At 50.1% G+C, this 15,774-nt stretch carries 13 protein-coding genes; 9 read left to right on the top strand and 4 right to left on the bottom strand.

All coding sequences use genetic code 11. From position 1 onward, the window contains the following. Positions 1 to 56 precede the first annotated feature (56 nt). Both GYMC10_RS30915 and GYMC10_RS30910 read left to right on the top strand, forming a co-directional pair. Positions 57 to 623 carry a hypothetical protein gene (locus GYMC10_RS30915; RefSeq protein WP_015738034.1) on the top strand — a complete coding sequence of 189 codons (567 nt, stop codon included), beginning with the start codon at positions 57 to 59 and terminating at the stop codon, positions 621 to 623. Between the two features lie 388 nt (positions 624 to 1,011). After that, positions 1,012 to 2,091 carry an ankyrin repeat domain-containing protein gene (locus GYMC10_RS30910; RefSeq protein ID WP_041622285.1) on the top strand — a complete coding sequence of 360 codons (1,080 nt, stop codon included), beginning with the start codon at positions 1,012 to 1,014 and terminating at the stop codon, positions 2,089 to 2,091. A gap of 14 nt (positions 2,092 to 2,105) precedes the next feature. Here the strand turns inward: GYMC10_RS30910 and GYMC10_RS30905 are convergent, their stop codons facing one another. Further along, positions 2,106 to 2,489, bottom strand: a complete 384-nt coding sequence (locus tag GYMC10_RS30905; RefSeq protein ID WP_261979487.1) for a hypothetical protein — start codon at positions 2,487 to 2,489, stop codon at positions 2,106 to 2,108. 391 nt (positions 2,490 to 2,880) lie between these two features. Between GYMC10_RS30905 and GYMC10_RS30900 the strand changes: the two genes are divergently transcribed. Beyond that, positions 2,881 to 4,980, top strand: coding sequence for a TerD family protein (locus tag GYMC10_RS30900; RefSeq protein WP_015738031.1), 2,100 nt, complete (start codon positions 2,881 to 2,883; stop codon positions 4,978 to 4,980). Positions 4,981 to 5,064: 84 nt separating this feature from the next. Here GYMC10_RS30900 and GYMC10_RS30895 read toward each other — a convergent pair whose 3' ends face one another. Continuing rightward, positions 5,065 to 5,499 (bottom strand): VOC family protein, encoded by a 435-nt coding sequence (locus GYMC10_RS30895; RefSeq protein ID WP_041622284.1) that lies wholly within the window; start codon positions 5,497 to 5,499, stop codon positions 5,065 to 5,067. A gap of 345 nt (positions 5,500 to 5,844) precedes the next feature. On the opposite strand from GYMC10_RS30895, the gene GYMC10_RS31665 reads away from it, so the two are divergent. The 5 genes from GYMC10_RS31665 (at position 5,845) to GYMC10_RS30870 (ending at position 13,554) form a co-directional block, all read left to right on the top strand. Then, positions 5,845 to 8,532, top strand: a complete 2,688-nt coding sequence (locus GYMC10_RS31665; protein ID WP_015738029.1) for an Ig-like domain-containing protein — start codon at positions 5,845 to 5,847, stop codon at positions 8,530 to 8,532. A gap of 183 nt (positions 8,533 to 8,715) precedes the next feature. Further along, on the top strand, positions 8,716 to 9,588 hold the full coding sequence (locus GYMC10_RS30885; protein WP_015738028.1) for an SMI1/KNR4 family protein: 873 nt from the start codon (positions 8,716 to 8,718) through the stop codon (positions 9,586 to 9,588). Positions 9,589 to 9,805: 217 nt separating this feature from the next. Next, complete coding sequence (locus GYMC10_RS30880) at positions 9,806 to 10,546, top strand: Bax inhibitor-1/YccA family protein (RefSeq protein ID WP_015738027.1); 741 nt, start codon at positions 9,806 to 9,808, stop codon at positions 10,544 to 10,546. 177 nt (positions 10,547 to 10,723) lie between these two features. Beyond that, positions 10,724 to 12,202: a protein adenylyltransferase SelO gene (locus GYMC10_RS30875; RefSeq protein WP_015738026.1), complete on the top strand. Its 1,479-nt coding sequence runs from the start codon at positions 10,724 to 10,726 to the stop codon at positions 12,200 to 12,202. Between the two features lie 362 nt (positions 12,203 to 12,564). Next, on the top strand, positions 12,565 to 13,554 hold the full coding sequence (locus tag GYMC10_RS30870; RefSeq protein ID WP_015738025.1) for an aminoglycoside phosphotransferase family protein: 990 nt from the start codon (positions 12,565 to 12,567) through the stop codon (positions 13,552 to 13,554). A 49-nt stretch (positions 13,555 to 13,603) separates the two neighbouring features. Here the strand turns inward: GYMC10_RS30870 and GYMC10_RS30865 are convergent, their stop codons facing one another. Together GYMC10_RS30865 and GYMC10_RS30860 are read right to left on the bottom strand one after the other, a co-directional pair. Further along, complete coding sequence (locus tag GYMC10_RS30865; protein ID WP_015738024.1) at positions 13,604 to 14,452, bottom strand: SDR family NAD(P)-dependent oxidoreductase; 849 nt, start codon at positions 14,450 to 14,452, stop codon at positions 13,604 to 13,606. Between the two features lie 11 nt (positions 14,453 to 14,463). Continuing rightward, complete coding sequence (locus GYMC10_RS30860) at positions 14,464 to 14,865, bottom strand: MerR family transcriptional regulator (protein ID WP_015738023.1); 402 nt, start codon at positions 14,863 to 14,865, stop codon at positions 14,464 to 14,466. Positions 14,866 to 15,065: 200 nt separating this feature from the next. Here GYMC10_RS30860 and GYMC10_RS30855 point away from each other — a divergent pair, with 200 nt between their 5' ends. Next, positions 15,066 to 15,596 (top strand): DinB family protein, encoded by a 531-nt coding sequence (locus tag GYMC10_RS30855; RefSeq protein ID WP_015738022.1) that lies wholly within the window; start codon positions 15,066 to 15,068, stop codon positions 15,594 to 15,596. The last annotated feature ends 178 nt before the right edge of the window (positions 15,597 to 15,774 follow it).

The following is a 15,774-nucleotide window of genomic DNA, read 5'->3' as shown; positions in this document are numbered from 1 at the left end:
TCCATATCGGTACTCATCAAGTGGGGAACTGCGTTTAAGATAAGGGGGGACATGGGATGAAGCTGGCTTTTTCGCTGGATGCACACGGAACGTGCGTAGGTCAATTAAGGGACGAGCTGCTGCCGTTAGGGGAACTGGCTGCCGCCTGGAAGTTTCCGTTCGATATCTTTGTTGTATTTCACGTTTTGCCGGAAAGTTATGGCCGAAAAACATCCAGACGTTTGGATAGCAGGGATCATACCCTCGACTTGGATATCAGTTTAAGTTATGAGCAGTACCAACGAATGTCCAAACACGAGCAGCGCGAGGCACTGGGGAGTTATCTCTACGACTATCTGTCGGAGTCCGTTGCTAAATATAAAAAGCACGCAGATGCGGAGACCCAAAAACAGCTGCTGGACCGGGTGAAAGAATGGATGCTCGAACACGGTTGGCTGCATGGAAAAATCCATCAGGCACGGGAGCTTCTGGCGCAGGACATCGACCTCTATGAAATCAGCCGAACGCTGCAAATGCCGCTGGAAGAAGTGGAATATATGTATCTCCGCATGAATGGACATGAGCCTGCAGACGTTCATCCCGATAACATCGCAGCAGGAAAAGCCCCGCCATATCCTTTGTAGGCGCCTAAGGAGCGGAGCTGTTCGTGTGATAGGAGCGTATCAAGCGACAGGGCTAGAGCTGTCCCAAATCTCGAACTGCCGTCTCCAAGATCAGCCGCGTATCTTCCTTAAGCTTGTCATTCAAATGCTCCCCGATGTAAGGGACAGCCGTTTCGCCGAGCTCGATCAGCTGCTCGTACGCTTCATAGTTCCACTGATTAGTTTGCCGATCTGCATATCATATGCACTCATTGCCTTGAACAACTCCTTTGATTTGATCGTTTATGCCATATTCAACGCCTGCCGGAGGCATTCCTGCCTTACACATCATGTGAAAGGAAAATTCGTTCCAATTATTGAAATAAGGAAGAAGCATACATACACAGGATTTACGCAGGGAGGAATATCGATGATCGTTCTGAAAGATATCGGTAAATTCGAGGAACTGCCGGAGATTGCGATGCACATCTACAAAGGGAACATTCCGGCTTTGCAGGAGGCAATAACCGCAGGCTGGGATATAGAGGATGGCATCGTACTAAGCAAATACACGACGGTAAGCCCGCTCGATCTGGCGTTGATCTCACAGCGCATGGATGTTGTGAAGCTGCTGGTCGAGCACGGCGTTAACCTGAATGTCCATCATAATCCGGCTTTTTTGCGAGCGGTGCGGTACGGCAAGGAAGATATCGTTCGTTATATCGCAGCGCAGGGCGCCGAGCTGGATAAACTCAATCAAACCGGGTCAGGCGCATATGCACAGGCCTATTACGGCAACAAAAAAAACATCCCGCTCATTCATGAGCTGGGATTGGATCTCAAGCTGCATGGCAGCGCGGTGCTGCGCCAAGCCGTGTCGGACCATGATTATAAGACACTCGATTATCTACTCGATCATGGGGCGGACATCAATTATAATCAGCCCGATATGGTCTATCCTTATCAAGCGACTCCGCTAACCGTGGCCACGCGGAGGGGGAATCAGCGCATGGTCAAGCATCTGATTGAGCGCGGCGCTGACGTGACGTTGGCGGAAAAGGACGGCGAGCGGCCGTATACGATTGCGGTCGGCAATAAGGATACCGTCCTGGCCGACTACTTGAAATCGCTGGAGCCGGCCGAGTTTCATAGCTTAGAGAACAAGAAGTATGCGCTGAAAAAGTATAAATTGACCGATGAATTGGTCCGTTTTCTGACAGGAGACCAGCTGCGGCTTAAGCTGCCGGAGAATGAATATGAAATCGGGTATATCGATTTCTTCACCCTGACAGATACGATCGAGATGAAAGTCGGCCGACAAAAGTTTCTGCGCCTGTCAGCCGACATTGACAATTACTCCGATCTGCAGCTCGTATGGAATCCGAAGAAAAAGGGCCTGATTGGCTGTTACGATGTGGAGCATCAGACGTATGCCGATCTATGCAGCTTTACCGAGTTCCTTGCGCAGCCTGAATCGTACCTCATCCCTTATCTTGAGGGAGAGCTGTAATCGAGAATTCAGGGTCAAGGTATATAGGCGCCTACGACCTCGAATTTCAACTCATTATCTATGGTCATATGCCTTACTTCGATGATATTGCCTCGTTGGAACGTGGGGATGCTTATGATCGGGATAACGGTTCTTACGACGGTATGGATCGTCCCACCATCCGGTTTGGTGACGCTTAGGTCGAGCAACACTTCAGGTTGATCGTTAACCTGCACATTCGTTTGCCGGATCGAGTTGATCTGTGCTTGAGCGGGCGTACCGCTCGCGAGAATCGTCTTGCGCTGCACGTTTCGGTTGTTGTACGCCCGTAATTCCTTGGTGAATTTCGCGATGAAGAAGGACGGCGTGATCAGTGAGAAAATGACGATGATCACAATAAGGGTCGTCAATGGCTGCACCTCGCTTTCCAATCATAATCGGAATTCTAAAATCGCACGGCTTCCATTTTAAGTTTATTTTAACAAAAAAGATAAGTCCAGGCGTTTCGCTTTTTTTTATCATCTATAAGAGTGAAATCATTCCTCATTTTCCAAAGTCGTAATACTTTCGCCCTGTTGGCCGGCTGCAAGGTATGGGATGATGGGTTCATCAAAGATTTGAGGTCATGGACTTTGAACCTTTGGCCTTCAGGCTATTGCGATCCTTCCTTCTATTTCAATTGGCGAACCTAGGGTCGCAGCTTTCCTGAGGGAGTTTGATTCAAGAGAGGAGGCGTCCAGGCTATCATATTCCTTCCTTCTATTATTCTTTCAATGACATTAGGGATATGGCTTTCCTGGACTCTTTAATATGATGAACTCGATTTATTTACGTAGAGCGAACAAATTGATGGTTGATGCAGAGAATGAATCGGATCGTCTCCCAAAAGCTTATCTTGCGACGGCCGCGAAGAATATCGAGCAGCTTGGGTATACGTTCTCGTATCCATTGCTGCACGCCGTGCGAGCCTTATCCAGAGAGCAGTTCGAAGCGCTTTATCAACCGCTGATTAACGATTTACGGGTGATGGTAGGCGCGCATGTAAAATATGAGCCGATGTATCCCGCGTTCCCGATGCAGGTGATGGGGGAGGCTGATGCGGAGCTGTACCTGAATGCCATCTATCATTATCTGACTTGGGATTTGCCTGCATATGAGCATGAAGAGAGACCTCCGTTGCAGGATGAAGTCAACCTGAAAACCATTGATCTGGGAAGCAAGGCGGGTTTCTATGCCATGATACGCCAGCTGATCCAAGCTAAAGGCTCCATCTCCCCAACGGATAAAGAGGATATTGAGACCGTTATTGAGCTTCTCGACCCCGAGGAACTGGATGTCATTCTCCCTCCCGAGATTCCGTTCAAGGAGAATGCGGGATTCGTGGCAGCTGCGTTAATGAAGCATGACAAGGGGAATGTCGAGCGGATCGGGCGTTATTTCAAAACCGCAACCGATGTCCTTCGACTGGCGGTGGCATGGTCAGGCGGAGATGTCAGTCTGGCGGAAGCCACCCGGTTTCGCAAATTTAAGCGGCGCGAAAGACGGCTGCTTCTGGGATTGCTGGAACGCTGCCATCCGATAACGGAGGATATGCTCAGATTTAAGGACCGCTGGATTCGTTTGGGCGAAATCCTCCATCCTTCCGAATATAAGCACCGGTATAAACGCTGCGAGGAAGCCTTTGATATTTTGCGGAATCATAAGCCCTTTACCACCTATAACGGGAGTGTCGAGCTTGCATTTCAGTACAACCAGGTCTGGAATTTGATCGATTTATTGATGCAGCGTCCGGGCGAATTTGCCCGCAGATTGGATCAGTTGCTGCGATCCACCGAACATACGGAGTATGTCGTTCTGGCGTTTGGCGAGGTGGCGAATCAAGTATCGACGCCGGTCTTGCTGCAAGTGAATAATCATTTTGCCCGTCGCCGTGAACCTCAAGAGCTGCGCGTCTTTTTCCCGAAAGGAAATGTGGCTAAAGCCTTTGCCGTACCCCACACTCTTCCGGAGATCGATGAAGCGGCATGCCGAGACATCGTGCAGGTATGCGAGCAGGTGCTGGTCCAGCGGTTCGCCTCGCTGCCGCCCTTGGGGAAGGCCTATGTCGATAAGCGATTGAAGGATTATCATGTGCCGTTCTCGCATAGATCGGCAAGCAAAGCCCTGCATACGTTGGTTCGGGGAAGCCGCGTGCCGATGGCGGAAGGGGATACCATCCGTTTCTTCAGCTGGTGGAAGGAAGGACGCGTGAACGGGGAGCCTACTGGCCGCGTGGATATTGACCTGTCCGCCGTCATGTATGATCACGACTGGCAGTACGTCGAGCATATTTCTTATACGAATCTGCGGTCCTCCCATTACAGGGCCGTGCACAGCGGGGATATCGTGTCAGCTCCTCAAGGAGCATGCGAATTCATTGATCTGCATATTCCAACCATCGTCCAATACGGCGGACGATATATTGTGGCGACTCTTCATTCGTATACAAATCAACCGTACTGCAACCTGCCGGAGTGCTTCGTGGGCTGGATGATGCGGAAGAAACCCGGTTCCGGTGAAATATTCGAGCCCTCGACGGTGGCTAATAAAATCGATGTCGCCGCCGATACGCAGATCGCTATTCCCGTTATCCTGGATTTGGTGGAGCGTACGGTCATCTGGACCGATCTGTCCCTAACCAGACATCCACACTACTACAACAATGTAGAGGGGAATCAGAAGGGGATGGTCTTGATGGGCAAAGCCATGACAGCCCTGCGGAAGCCCGATCTGTACGATCTGTTCATGCTGCATGCCAAGGCAAGAGGAGAGTCCGTAGACCATGCGGAACAGGCGGAAACGATCTTCTCGGTGGAACATGGGGTGACCCCGTTCGATATTGAGCATATTATGGCGGATTATGTTGTGTAAGTTCATGCGGATGCCGTTATGATTAGGAGCAGCTTAGGCTGCTCCTTTTTTGCTGGATCGAAGAGTGAAGAAGCATGTTTTTGGTTACCCCTGCATTCCGGAATTCAGTATTTCTAGGTAATGAGCATTGTACATGATGCCAAGTATGTTGCCGAATGGATCGGTGACGGATGCCGTGATGAATCCTTCCCCACGGTGGATGAGCGGTTCGTACTCTTTGGCTCCCATGGATTTCAATCGGCCGAAGGTGGCTTCTATATCATCGACATGCCAGTACATGATCGATCCGCCGGGGCCGGAGGTTGGCTGACCAGGGGCAAAACGGCGATCGATGAGACCCAGCTCGTGCTGGTAGTCTCCAATCCGAAATTCGGCGTAAGCCAGTTTCCCGTCGGGACCTGACCTTTCGAAGTATGGCCCCATACCCAGCAGATCGGAATACCAAGCCTTTGCCGCTTCCATATCATCTGCCCAGTAACTGATGGTCGCAAATCCCCGCAATGTTTGGTTTCTGTTCATCATTTATTTACCTCCTAAGACGTTTAAGATTGGTTTTATGGCTATTATGAGTGGTGATGACTGACGCCTTTATGTCAGTGTTTTGGTTTTTTCTAAGCGCCGGAGTATTTGGTTAACACGATAGGAGCTATCATTTTTATGATATGGGGATGTAAAATGACGATTTTCATGACAGCAGTCACTATTTTGAAAGAAATGGACGATATACAATAGAAGGCGGTTGGAATTTGTCGATAAAAGTAATTCACATCATATGGAATATGGCGTAAACTGCGATAATTCCGACGGTACGTACATAATTGGATAGGTTAAGGAATTTGACACCACTCATTAGGGGAGGCACATATGCATATTGTCAAGAAAATAGGGCTGTTATCTCTAATCGTATCTATTGTAGCTGGGCTGTTGTTTCTTAAGCCGACCGGTGTAGTCTATGCATCGTCTCCGACGGCCACGATCGTGGTTGCCGATACGACGCTATCGATTGGTGAAACTTCATTGGTAACGATCACGTTCTCGGAAGCAGTAACAGGCTTTACGCTAGCAGACCTGACAGTAGCGAATGGCACATTAAGCGGTTTGAGCACGTCCGACAATATCACGTATACGGTGACGTTAACGCCAGACACCGGCATCACAGATGCAACCAATGTCATTACGCTGGATAACACGGGCGTGGCCGATTTGGCGGGCAATGCGGGTACTGGTATCACCAGTTCCAACAATTACGCAATCGATACACTGAGACCAACCGCTACTATTGTAGTTGCCGACACGGCGTTATCCATCGGCGAAACTTCAACGGTGACCATTACATTCTCGGAAGCGGTAATAGGCTTCACGAATGCAGATCTGACGGTGGCAAACGGTACGCTGAGTGCCGTGAGCTCGTCCGATGGTGGGATCACATGGACGGCGACGTTGACGCCAACTTCTGGCATCATAGATGCAACCAACATCATCACGCTTGATAATACGGGTGTGGCCGATTTGGCGGGCAATGCGGGTACTGGTATCACCAGTTCCAACAATTATGCGATTGATACGACACAGCTGACAGCCACGATCGTGGTTGCCGATACGACGCTATCGATTGGTGAAACTTCATTGGTAACGATCACGTTCTCGGAAGCGGTAACAGGCTTTACGCTAGCAGACCTGACGGTAGCGAATGGCACATTAAGCGGTTTGAGTACGTCCGATGGCGGGATCACATGGGCGGCGACGTTGACGCCAGTCCCTGGCATCACAGATGCAACCAATATCATTACGCTCGACAATACGGGCGTACAGAATGCAGCAGGTAAAGCGGGTAAGGGTACCTCCGATTCGAACAATTACGCGATCGATACACAGCGGCCGACCGCTACCATTGTAGTTGCGGACACGGCGTTATCTATTGGGGAAACTTCATTGGTGACCATTACATTCTCGGAAGCGGTTAGTGGCTTCGCCAATGGGGACCTGACGGTGGCAAACGGTGCGTTAAGCAGCGTTAGTTCAACTGACAACATGACATGGACAGCAACGCTCACGCCGAATTCCAATGTAGACTCGGCGACGAATACCATCACGCTTGATAACTCGGGGGTGACCGATTACGCAGGTAATGCGGGAGCAGGCTTGACGGAATCCAATTCGTACTCAGTGTTCACGGTGCCGGCATCTGCGGATTTAAGCAGTGTGACGTTATCGAACGGGACACTAAGCCCTGTCTTTGCTTCTGGAACAGAAGTGTACACGTCAAGCGTGCCTAATTCCGTTTCCTCGCTGACCGTAACCGCGACTGCACTCGATAGTCGTGCCACGATGACGGTTAACGGTAATTTAGTAATAAGCGGGCAAACAAGTTCCAATATACTGCTGAACGTAGGATCCAATACGATTGTGATTGTTGTAACGGCAAGCGATCAATCGACGAGAACCTATACGATCACTGTGACCCGTGAGAATAGTTCCTCTACCGGTGGTGGTCCTTCTAATGGGGGAGGTTCATCCACTGACAGCGGTTCGTCTACGCCACCGGCTCTCATAGACAATACAGTTACATCATCCGATGGAAAAATCACGCTGCCAACAGGAAGAGCTGGGTTGGTTAGCCTGGGGAAAGAAATCATCATTTCCATTCCGGCGGGCGCCACATCTCAGGAGCTGAAATTATCAATTCAGAAAATTCGAAATACCGAAGCTCTCTTAAAGAACAACGAGGTTTTGGCAAGCCCGGTGTTTGATGTTCTAACAAACGTCTCAGGGAACTTTAGCAAACCGGTGAAACTGACTCTAGCTTACGACGCTGCAAACTTAAAGAGCGATCAAACGGCGGCCGTCTTTTATTTTGATGAAGTGAAAAAGGCATGGGTGAAAGTCGAGGGCGGCATGAAACAGGAGAATGATATATCCGTAGAGGTCAATCACTTTTCGAAGTATGCAGCACTCGTAGTAAATAAAGCCAACGGAATGCCCGTAGTCGACAAAACAACAGACCCGACAACGGAAATTTCCTTTACCGATATTTCCGGACATTGGGCCGAAGTCAGCATTAAGGAAGCGATACGTGAGGGTATCGTAACGGGATATCCCGATGAAACGTTTAAGCCGGGCAATACCGTGACGCGCGCTGAATTTTCCGTCATGCTGATGAATGCACTGAAGTCAACCGATGCTGAAGCGGAGTTGATATTCACGGATACAGCATGGATTGGGGAGTGGGCCAAGAAGGCAGTTTCGCAGGCTGTGCAGGCGGGCATTATTCATGGCTATCAGGATGGATCTTTCCGTCCAAATGCGAAAATGACGCGCGCTGAGATGGCAGCAATGATTGCAAATGCACTCGAGCTATCCACCAAGGAAATCCCCACCACCTCTTTTACAGATGACAAGGCTATTCCTGCTTGGGCGAAAAGCTCTGTTAAAGCGCTGAAGGAACTTGGCATTGTTAAGGGAGTAGGCGCAGGCGAATTTAATCCAAGCGCTCAAACCACAAGAGCAGAGGCCGTAATCGTTCTGATGAACATGTTGGGTCAATCCCAATAAAGATAACGACGAATACAGAGGACACCGATAAGGTGTCCTCTGTATTCGCATTGAGCGTAATAAACCGCAAGTGTGCTTGCTTGTTGTCATATACTTGATCCGTTCTCTGGCTTCCATGCTGGAGAGGGCTATGCTGGAATGGTATAATTTCAGAAAGGATGAATAGAGTGGGAGGCATGAACGATGAGTGAGGAGCTTTTGGAGCAGCTGGAAGAGTGGCATGAAGAGGACGAGTTTGAAGAAATCGTAGATGCGATTACGGAGATCCCGGAGGAAGAGCGGGATTATGCGCTGATCAGCCATTTGGGCCGGGCGCTGAACAATCTCGAACGTTACGAAGAGGCGGTTGAGCAATTTCTGTCCATTCAGGAAGAGGGCAAGGACGATCCGCTGTGGCATTACCGCATTGGGCTCGCGTATTACTATTTGGACCGTTACGAAGATGCTCGGAGAGCGTTTGAAGTGGCCGATCATTTAGAACCTGGAGATGAGGATACGCTGGAGTTTCTGGAATGGATCCGGAACAAAACGGCTCCGAAGCCAGCAGAGAAGTCCAGTGCCGCCGTGTCTTATACGGATCCTGACGTACTGAATTTCTGGGATGACGACGCCCCGAAAGCTGACAAATACGTCTCGGCTCCGCCTACGGACGAGCTGATCGAATCCGTGGAGGAAACGCTGGTCTTCAAGCTGCCGGCATCTTATATTCAAGCCATGAAAATACATAACGGGGGTATTCCCCGAAACCGGAAATTCCCTATAGAGGATGGAGCACAGGATTTTATTGAAATATCAGGTGTTCTGGGAATCGGACGAGACAAGAAAAAATCCCTATGCGGAAGCCTGGGCAGCCGCTTTATGATCGAGAACGGCGGGTATCCTGAGATTGGCGTGGTGATCTGCGATTGTCCGTCCCCGTCCGAGGTCGTGATGCTGGATTACCGTTCATCGGGGAACGATGGGGAGCCGGAGGTTATTCATGTGGACAAGGCCAGCGATTACAAGATCACCCGTCTTGCCGCGAACTTCGAGGCCTTCATTAGTGGATTGGAGTAAAAAGATAGGCAAGGCGAATTCACGATCCATGATCTCGCTTCTAACAAAGAAAGCATCCCCTGCAGGAGATGCTTTTTCTTTTTGCATACAGTTATCGTCATCATAGCTAGTTTCTAGTTCGTTTAGATTCGTCCGTAATGCAATATTTTGCGTATCCTAAAATATTCCAAGCTATGTTAAAATGGATATAAAACAGACAGTTAGGGAGGCAATTTATTTGATAGGGCGCAGTGGAAATCCGACACTCAACGAAGAAACCTTTGAGAAGAGTGGGTATTACAACAACCAAGAAACGATGACGATTGGCGGAACGGTGAACAAATCGTTCATGCTGCTCGCGCTGCTAATCGGGGCAGCGGTCATTTCTTGGGTTATGTTTTTTAACGGGTATGAGGTATTCCCGTTCATGATCGGCGGAGCGATCGGCGGTTTTGTCCTGGCGCTGATCATCAGCTTCGTGCCGAAGGCAGCACCGTATCTGGCGCCGATCTACGCGATCCTGGAAGGCTTCTTCCTGGGTGCATTATCCGCGCATTACGAATATCTGTACTATGGCATCACTTTGCAGGCGGCTTTACTGACGATGTGCATATTCCTGGGCATGCTGCTCGCTTATAGGACAGGTCTGATCCGGGCGACGCCAGGCTTCAAAAAGGGGATTATCGCGGCAACGATCGGCATTGCGCTTGTCTACCTGTTTAGCATGGTTCTCGGCCTGTTCGGCGTAACGGTACCTTACCTGCATGACAGCACCCCGATCGGTATCGGAATTTCCGTTGTGATCATCATCATTGCCGCTCTGAATTTCGTGCTGGATTTTAACTTTATTGAAGAGGGCGCGCAACACGGTGCACCTAAGTATATGGAGTGGTACGGCTCGTTTGGTTTGCTGGTAACACTCGTCTGGCTGTATATCGAAATTATCCGGTTGTTGGCGAAGCTGGCGAATCGGGACTAACGATTCGTATGAACCAAACATCGCTGTCGAGGGATTCTCGATGGCGATTTTTTTTATGAATGCAGCAATTAACCAGCAGAATAATAAATTTCCTTCAGTAAACCCTACAAAGAGCGACTTGTGTTTAAATAATAAGTGAATAACGTCACCATCAAACTGCTTGAAGAAGGAGATCCCATGACCAACCGGAAAGCTTTAAACGATATAGGATGGAATTTCGACAATAGTTACGCGAAATTGCCGGCATCTTTTTTTACCAAGCAAGATCCCACGCCTGTGCGCTCGCCGGAGCTGATTGTTCTAAACGAACCGCTGGCAGCGTCGTTGGGATTGGACGTCGATGTTCTGAAAAGCCCGGAAGGAGCGGCAATGCTCGCTGGCAACGAGATACCTGAGGGGGCCGAGCCGCTCGCCCAGGCATATGCCGGGCACCAATTCGGATATTTTACGATGCTTGGCGACGGCCGTGCGATTCTGCTGGGCGAACAAATCACGCCGCAGGGGGAACGCCTGGATATTCAGCTCAAGGGCTCGGGCCGGACGCCGTATTCCCGGGGAGGCGATGGCCGGGCTGCCCTGGGTCCGATGCTGCGCGAGTATATCATCAGCGAAGCCATGCATGCGCTGGGCATTCCGACGACCCGCAGCCTGGCGGTTGTGGCGACGGGTCAGCCTGTCACTCGTGAAAGAGATCTGCCGGGCGCCATTCTGACCCGCGTGGCTGCAAGTCACGTGAGAGTGGGGACGTTTCAATACGTTAGGGGAGCGGGCACAACCGAAGATTTACGGGCTTTGGCGGACTACACCCTGCAGCGGCATTACTCGAAGGCAGACCTTGGTGACGGTGCCAACCGTTATCTGGTCTTGCTTCAGGAGGTCATCAAGCGTCAGGCGGCCTTGATCGCCAAATGGCAGCTTGTCGGTTTTATCCACGGGGTGATGAATACCGATAATATGACCCTCAGCGGCGAAACGATAGATTATGGGCCTTGTGCCTTCATGGATACCTTTGACCCGAATACGGTATTCAGCTCCATCGACTCTCAAGGCCGCTATGCCTATGTGAACCAACCGTATATTGCGGCTTGGAATCTCGCAAGATTGGCCGAATCCCTGTTGCCTCTGCTGCATGAGGAAGAGGAACAAGCCGTCAAGCTGGCCGAGGGTGCGATTGGGTCCTTCAACGATCTGTATCACGAGCAGTGGCTTGCAGGCATGAGAGCCAAGCTGGGGATCTTCCATGAAGAGGAGGACGACGAATCCCTGATCGAAGACCTGCTCAAAATGATGAAAAATTACCAGGCAGACTATACCAATACCTTCCGTGCGTTAACGTTTGACAAGCTGGAGGACACGCCTCTAAACGGCACGCCGGAATTAGCTTCCTGGTACGAGCGCTGGCAAGCAAGACTTGGCAGTCAGCAGGAATCCAGGGACCAATCCCATCAGCTGATGCGCAGCAGCAATCCTGCGGTCATTCCGCGGAACCACCGGGTGGAGGAAGCGCTGGAAGCCGCCGAGAACGAAGGGGACTACAGCGTGATGAAAGAGCTGCTGAACGTTCTGTCTAATCCCTACGCGCATTCCCCGGAACAAGCGGAATATGCGATCGTGCCCGAGTGGTCCCGTCCTTACCGAACCTTCTGCGGCACGTAAGGGAAGGATTGCCACCCCGTGGAACGTCCCGAAGATTATTAGATGGATAGTATGGGGGCTCCGTCGTTCGCCTGATTATAACGATCCCCATCCGTTGATTATCGTGTATCACAGGAAACGGATGTGAAAACCGAGATCCTCAAGTAGACCAAGCAAGAATGACCCTGCTTGGTCTTTTTTATATATAAAACACATCAAAAAAGCCCCTGGACCAAGCATCCAAGGGCTATAAATCGTATGGCTATTTTATTCAAGACCTAATTCAACATCATAGCAGAGCCGAAAGAAATAGTCTATATTTTTCCCCGGAAATGCCATAGAGTGGGGGAGCCGGCAAAAACAATGGAACGGAGCGTGGTTTCATGAGTTGGACTTGTCACCTCGATGAAACAGATGTACAGGAGTATGTCGGGAAGGTTTTGGGTACCGGATATACTGTGGCGGATGTAACGAAGATGCATGGCGGAGCGCAAAAGGTGGTCTATAAAATTCACTGTCGCAATGGATTTGCCTGCGTGCTGTATGTGTGGGATTTGACGAAGAATTATTTTCAAGAAGAAATAGCGAATGAGAGTGTGCATGAACGATCCTTTGGCGGCCATTCGTTCGAAACCAATAACAGATGGTTAAGGAATCATGGTATTTCTACGCCTACTCTATATGATCTTCACACGGGACAGGACCGTTACCCGTTTGACTATGCTCTTGTTGAATGTATTGAAGGACAGAAGGCAGAAGCTTACTTTCAGGACCCGGATCAACGGGTCCGGGATGAGGTCCTGGAGCGGATAGGCAGCATGATCGAACGCATGCATGCAAACCACAGGCAGAGTTACGGAAAGCCCGATCAAAGCGGGAATCAACCGGAGCGATGCCACCTTGTACAGCTGGAAAATGCCAAGGAACAGCTGTCCTACATCGTCCTGCATAACGAGAGTATCCGGAAGAATCACGACAGGCTGCTCGCTGTGTTGGATGAGCTGGAAACCAGGATAGATTCACGCAAGCGATATGGCTTTATCCACGGCGAGTTGGGACCCGACCATGTCCTGGTCACAGACCGTTTAGAGCCCTATCTCATTGATATTGAAGGTGCGCAATTCTTCGACATCGAGCATGAGCATACATTTCTGGAGCTGCGATTCGGGAAGCATTATCGGTATTTCGAACAAAACGAACTTGATCCGAATCGGATGCTATTTTACCGTCTGCATCACTATATCTCATTAACCTCGGGCGGCTTGAAGCTGCTTCACCGTGGATTTCCGGATCAGGTCTTTGCTTCGAATTTGGCTGATTATCATGCGCGCAACACCCTACGATTCATGGAGGAATGGCAGCTCGATAACTAGCCCTCAAGAGATAGGCTGAAAACATCACGAACTCTCCGCTGCATAGGTTCTAAGATTTGACTGCAAACTCCTGCTTATAGATTAGCTCGATCGTGCTAAGCAGCTCTGCACCTTGGCTTGAGAATTTCAAAGGCGTTGCTTTGCCCTTGTTGAGAAAGACTCCCGTCGATTGTCGGGAGCGGCCTAGCGCTGCTTCATACAGGCGTGAGGCTCCTTCACTGGGATGGGAGAAGAACAGGTTGCGGATCGGAATCATAAATTTTGGCATCCCGGCGTTTTTGGTCATGGTTGTTTTATTCCCTCCCGGACAGACACTTCGGATCGTAATGCCATCTGCCTGCATGGAAGGGGCGATCTCCTGAGTCCACAACGATAAGGCTAATTTGCTCCTCGCATAAGGCCCAATCAGCTTCTTGAACCCGACAGGGGACGCCAAGGTACGGTGATCGAACTGTTTGAGATACAACAACGCATTCGAAGACGTATTGATTACCGTCTTGAAGCTGCCCTTCCCAAGAAGCTCTTTCAGTTCCATTAAGATGATATACGGGACCACGGAGTTTACTTCAAAATGCATCTCCCGCCCTTGTTGGGAGTAGGATAATTCGCCGAAGGAGACGCCTGCGTTATTGAACAGCAAGTCAATATGACCCTCGTATTTCTTGATCTGATCCAGCGAGGCTTGGAGATCCGTGAAATCCGACAAATCAGCCTTGTACGTTCTGAGCTGCCGCAATCGCAGTGCATCTTGAATCCGTGCATCGTCCGTTGGAAAGGCAGAACGGATCAAAGCGAGGACTTGCCAGCCTTCGGATAACAATCGCTTGGTTAGCTCCAAGCCAATGCCGGAGCTTGCGCCCGTGATCAAGGCGACGTTATTCATTCTTTTCTCTGTCATGTGTAAATCTCCTATACTTCGGATTCTTTGCTGGCCGCCTTGTCGGGATTAAGCAGGGACTGATTTTGGTTCAACTTGTCATCGATGAACCGCAGAATGCGCTGCAGGTCCGAAATCTGACCGGTAATTTTTTGACGGTAATTCTGGAGCATGGCATTCAGCTCCGGAACGGATTGAATATTTTCCTTAAAGGGAAGATGCACATAGGCTTTCATATCCTCCAGCGACATTCCTGTCTTCTTCAGGCATGTGATCAACTCCATAATTTCGGCATCCTCTATGTGATAGACACGGTGGCCGTTATCCTTTCTTTTGGGAGAGGGGAGGAGCCCGATTTTTTCGTAATAGCGAATGGCATCCTCGGTCAATCCGGTTCGTTCAGACACTTGTTTGATGGAGAATGTTTCTCCCATAGGATCACCTCTTTTCTGCAGCTCGTAACGGGTTGCAACGTTATCGTACAACTTGGTGTTCACACCAAGTCAATATCTATTTTTTATGGGGGAGAGTTGTTTAGTATAATTAGGCTAAACCAGCGAGAAGATTCGAAAAAAATGTAGCAAACAGCCTGTTGGATATTTATACGGGATGAAGGGAAAGGAGCTGAGGGAGCATGAATTTTGATATCAGGGAAGCCGTTGAGATTCTGGAACGAACCCCCGTCACCTTGGAGCACATGTTATCCGGTTTATCGGATGGATGGCTTAGGAGCCATGAAGGGGAAGGCACCTGGAATGCCATGGAGGTGATCGAGCATCTTATGGAAGCTGAGCGGACCAACTGGATACCGCGGCTGGAGTTTATGCTGCAGGAAGGGGAGGGTAAGCCGTTCCCACCCTTTGACCGTTACGCCCACTTGAACGAGGCAACTGAGCAATCCATCGATCAAAAGCTGCAGGCGTTCAAGGCTATCCGTGCTCAAAATCTGGCTAAACTGAAGGTTCTGATGGATTCGGCGCCTGATTTCGAACGGACGGGTCTGCACCCGGCATTCGGCGTGGTGAAATTAAGAGAACTGCTGTCGACGTGGGTGGTTCACGATTTAACGCATACGTCTCAAATCGTGCGGGTCTTGGCCGAGCGTTACCGGCATGACGTGGGCCCATGGATCGAGTATTTGGGAATTCTGAACAGGCGAGAATGATGTCAATCGGCAGGCCCTACCCTCAATACGGCCGCGGGTAAGCACCGCGGGAGTCTTGCCTACATATAAAAAGCCGATGATCCGCATACGACTGCGAGGATCACCGGCTTTTTTCACGTATAGAGTTGGTTGCTACCAGACCTACGCTCTTCTCAAGACGGGGGTGCAGCTCCGCTTA

Origin of the sequence: Paenibacillus sp. Y412MC10 (assembly GCF_000024685.1) — a bacterium.
In the GTDB taxonomy this organism is placed as follows: domain Bacteria; phylum Bacillota; class Bacilli; order Paenibacillales; family Paenibacillaceae; genus Paenibacillus_AQ; species Paenibacillus_AQ lautus_A.
This window is presented reverse-complemented; position numbering and strand designations above follow the sequence as displayed.

Coding starts and splice junctions, on each gene's coding strand:
- GYMC10_RS30865 (WP_015738024.1), bottom strand. CDS start 14,452: ATGACAGAGAAAAGAATGAATAACGTCGCCTTGATCACGGGCGCAAGC.
- GYMC10_RS30860 (WP_015738023.1), bottom strand. CDS start 14,865: ATGGGAGAAACATTCTCCATCAAACAAGTGTCTGAACGAACCGGATTG.
- GYMC10_RS30885 (WP_015738028.1), top strand. CDS start 8,716: ATGAGTGAGGAGCTTTTGGAGCAGCTGGAAGAGTGGCATGAAGAGGAC.
- GYMC10_RS31665 (WP_015738029.1), top strand. CDS start 5,845: ATGCATATTGTCAAGAAAATAGGGCTGTTATCTCTAATCGTATCTATT.
- GYMC10_RS30910 (WP_041622285.1), top strand. CDS start 1,012: ATGATCGTTCTGAAAGATATCGGTAAATTCGAGGAACTGCCGGAGATT.
- GYMC10_RS30855 (WP_015738022.1), top strand. CDS start 15,066: ATGAATTTTGATATCAGGGAAGCCGTTGAGATTCTGGAACGAACCCCC.
- GYMC10_RS30895 (WP_041622284.1), bottom strand. CDS start 5,499: ATGAACAGAAACCAAACATTGCGGGGATTTGCGACCATCAGTTACTGG.
- GYMC10_RS30870 (WP_015738025.1), top strand. CDS start 12,565: ATGAGTTGGACTTGTCACCTCGATGAAACAGATGTACAGGAGTATGTC.
- GYMC10_RS30900 (WP_015738031.1), top strand. CDS start 2,881: ATGATGAACTCGATTTATTTACGTAGAGCGAACAAATTGATGGTTGAT.
- GYMC10_RS30875 (WP_015738026.1), top strand. CDS start 10,724: ATGACCAACCGGAAAGCTTTAAACGATATAGGATGGAATTTCGACAAT.
- GYMC10_RS30915 (WP_015738034.1), top strand. CDS start 57: ATGAAGCTGGCTTTTTCGCTGGATGCACACGGAACGTGCGTAGGTCAA.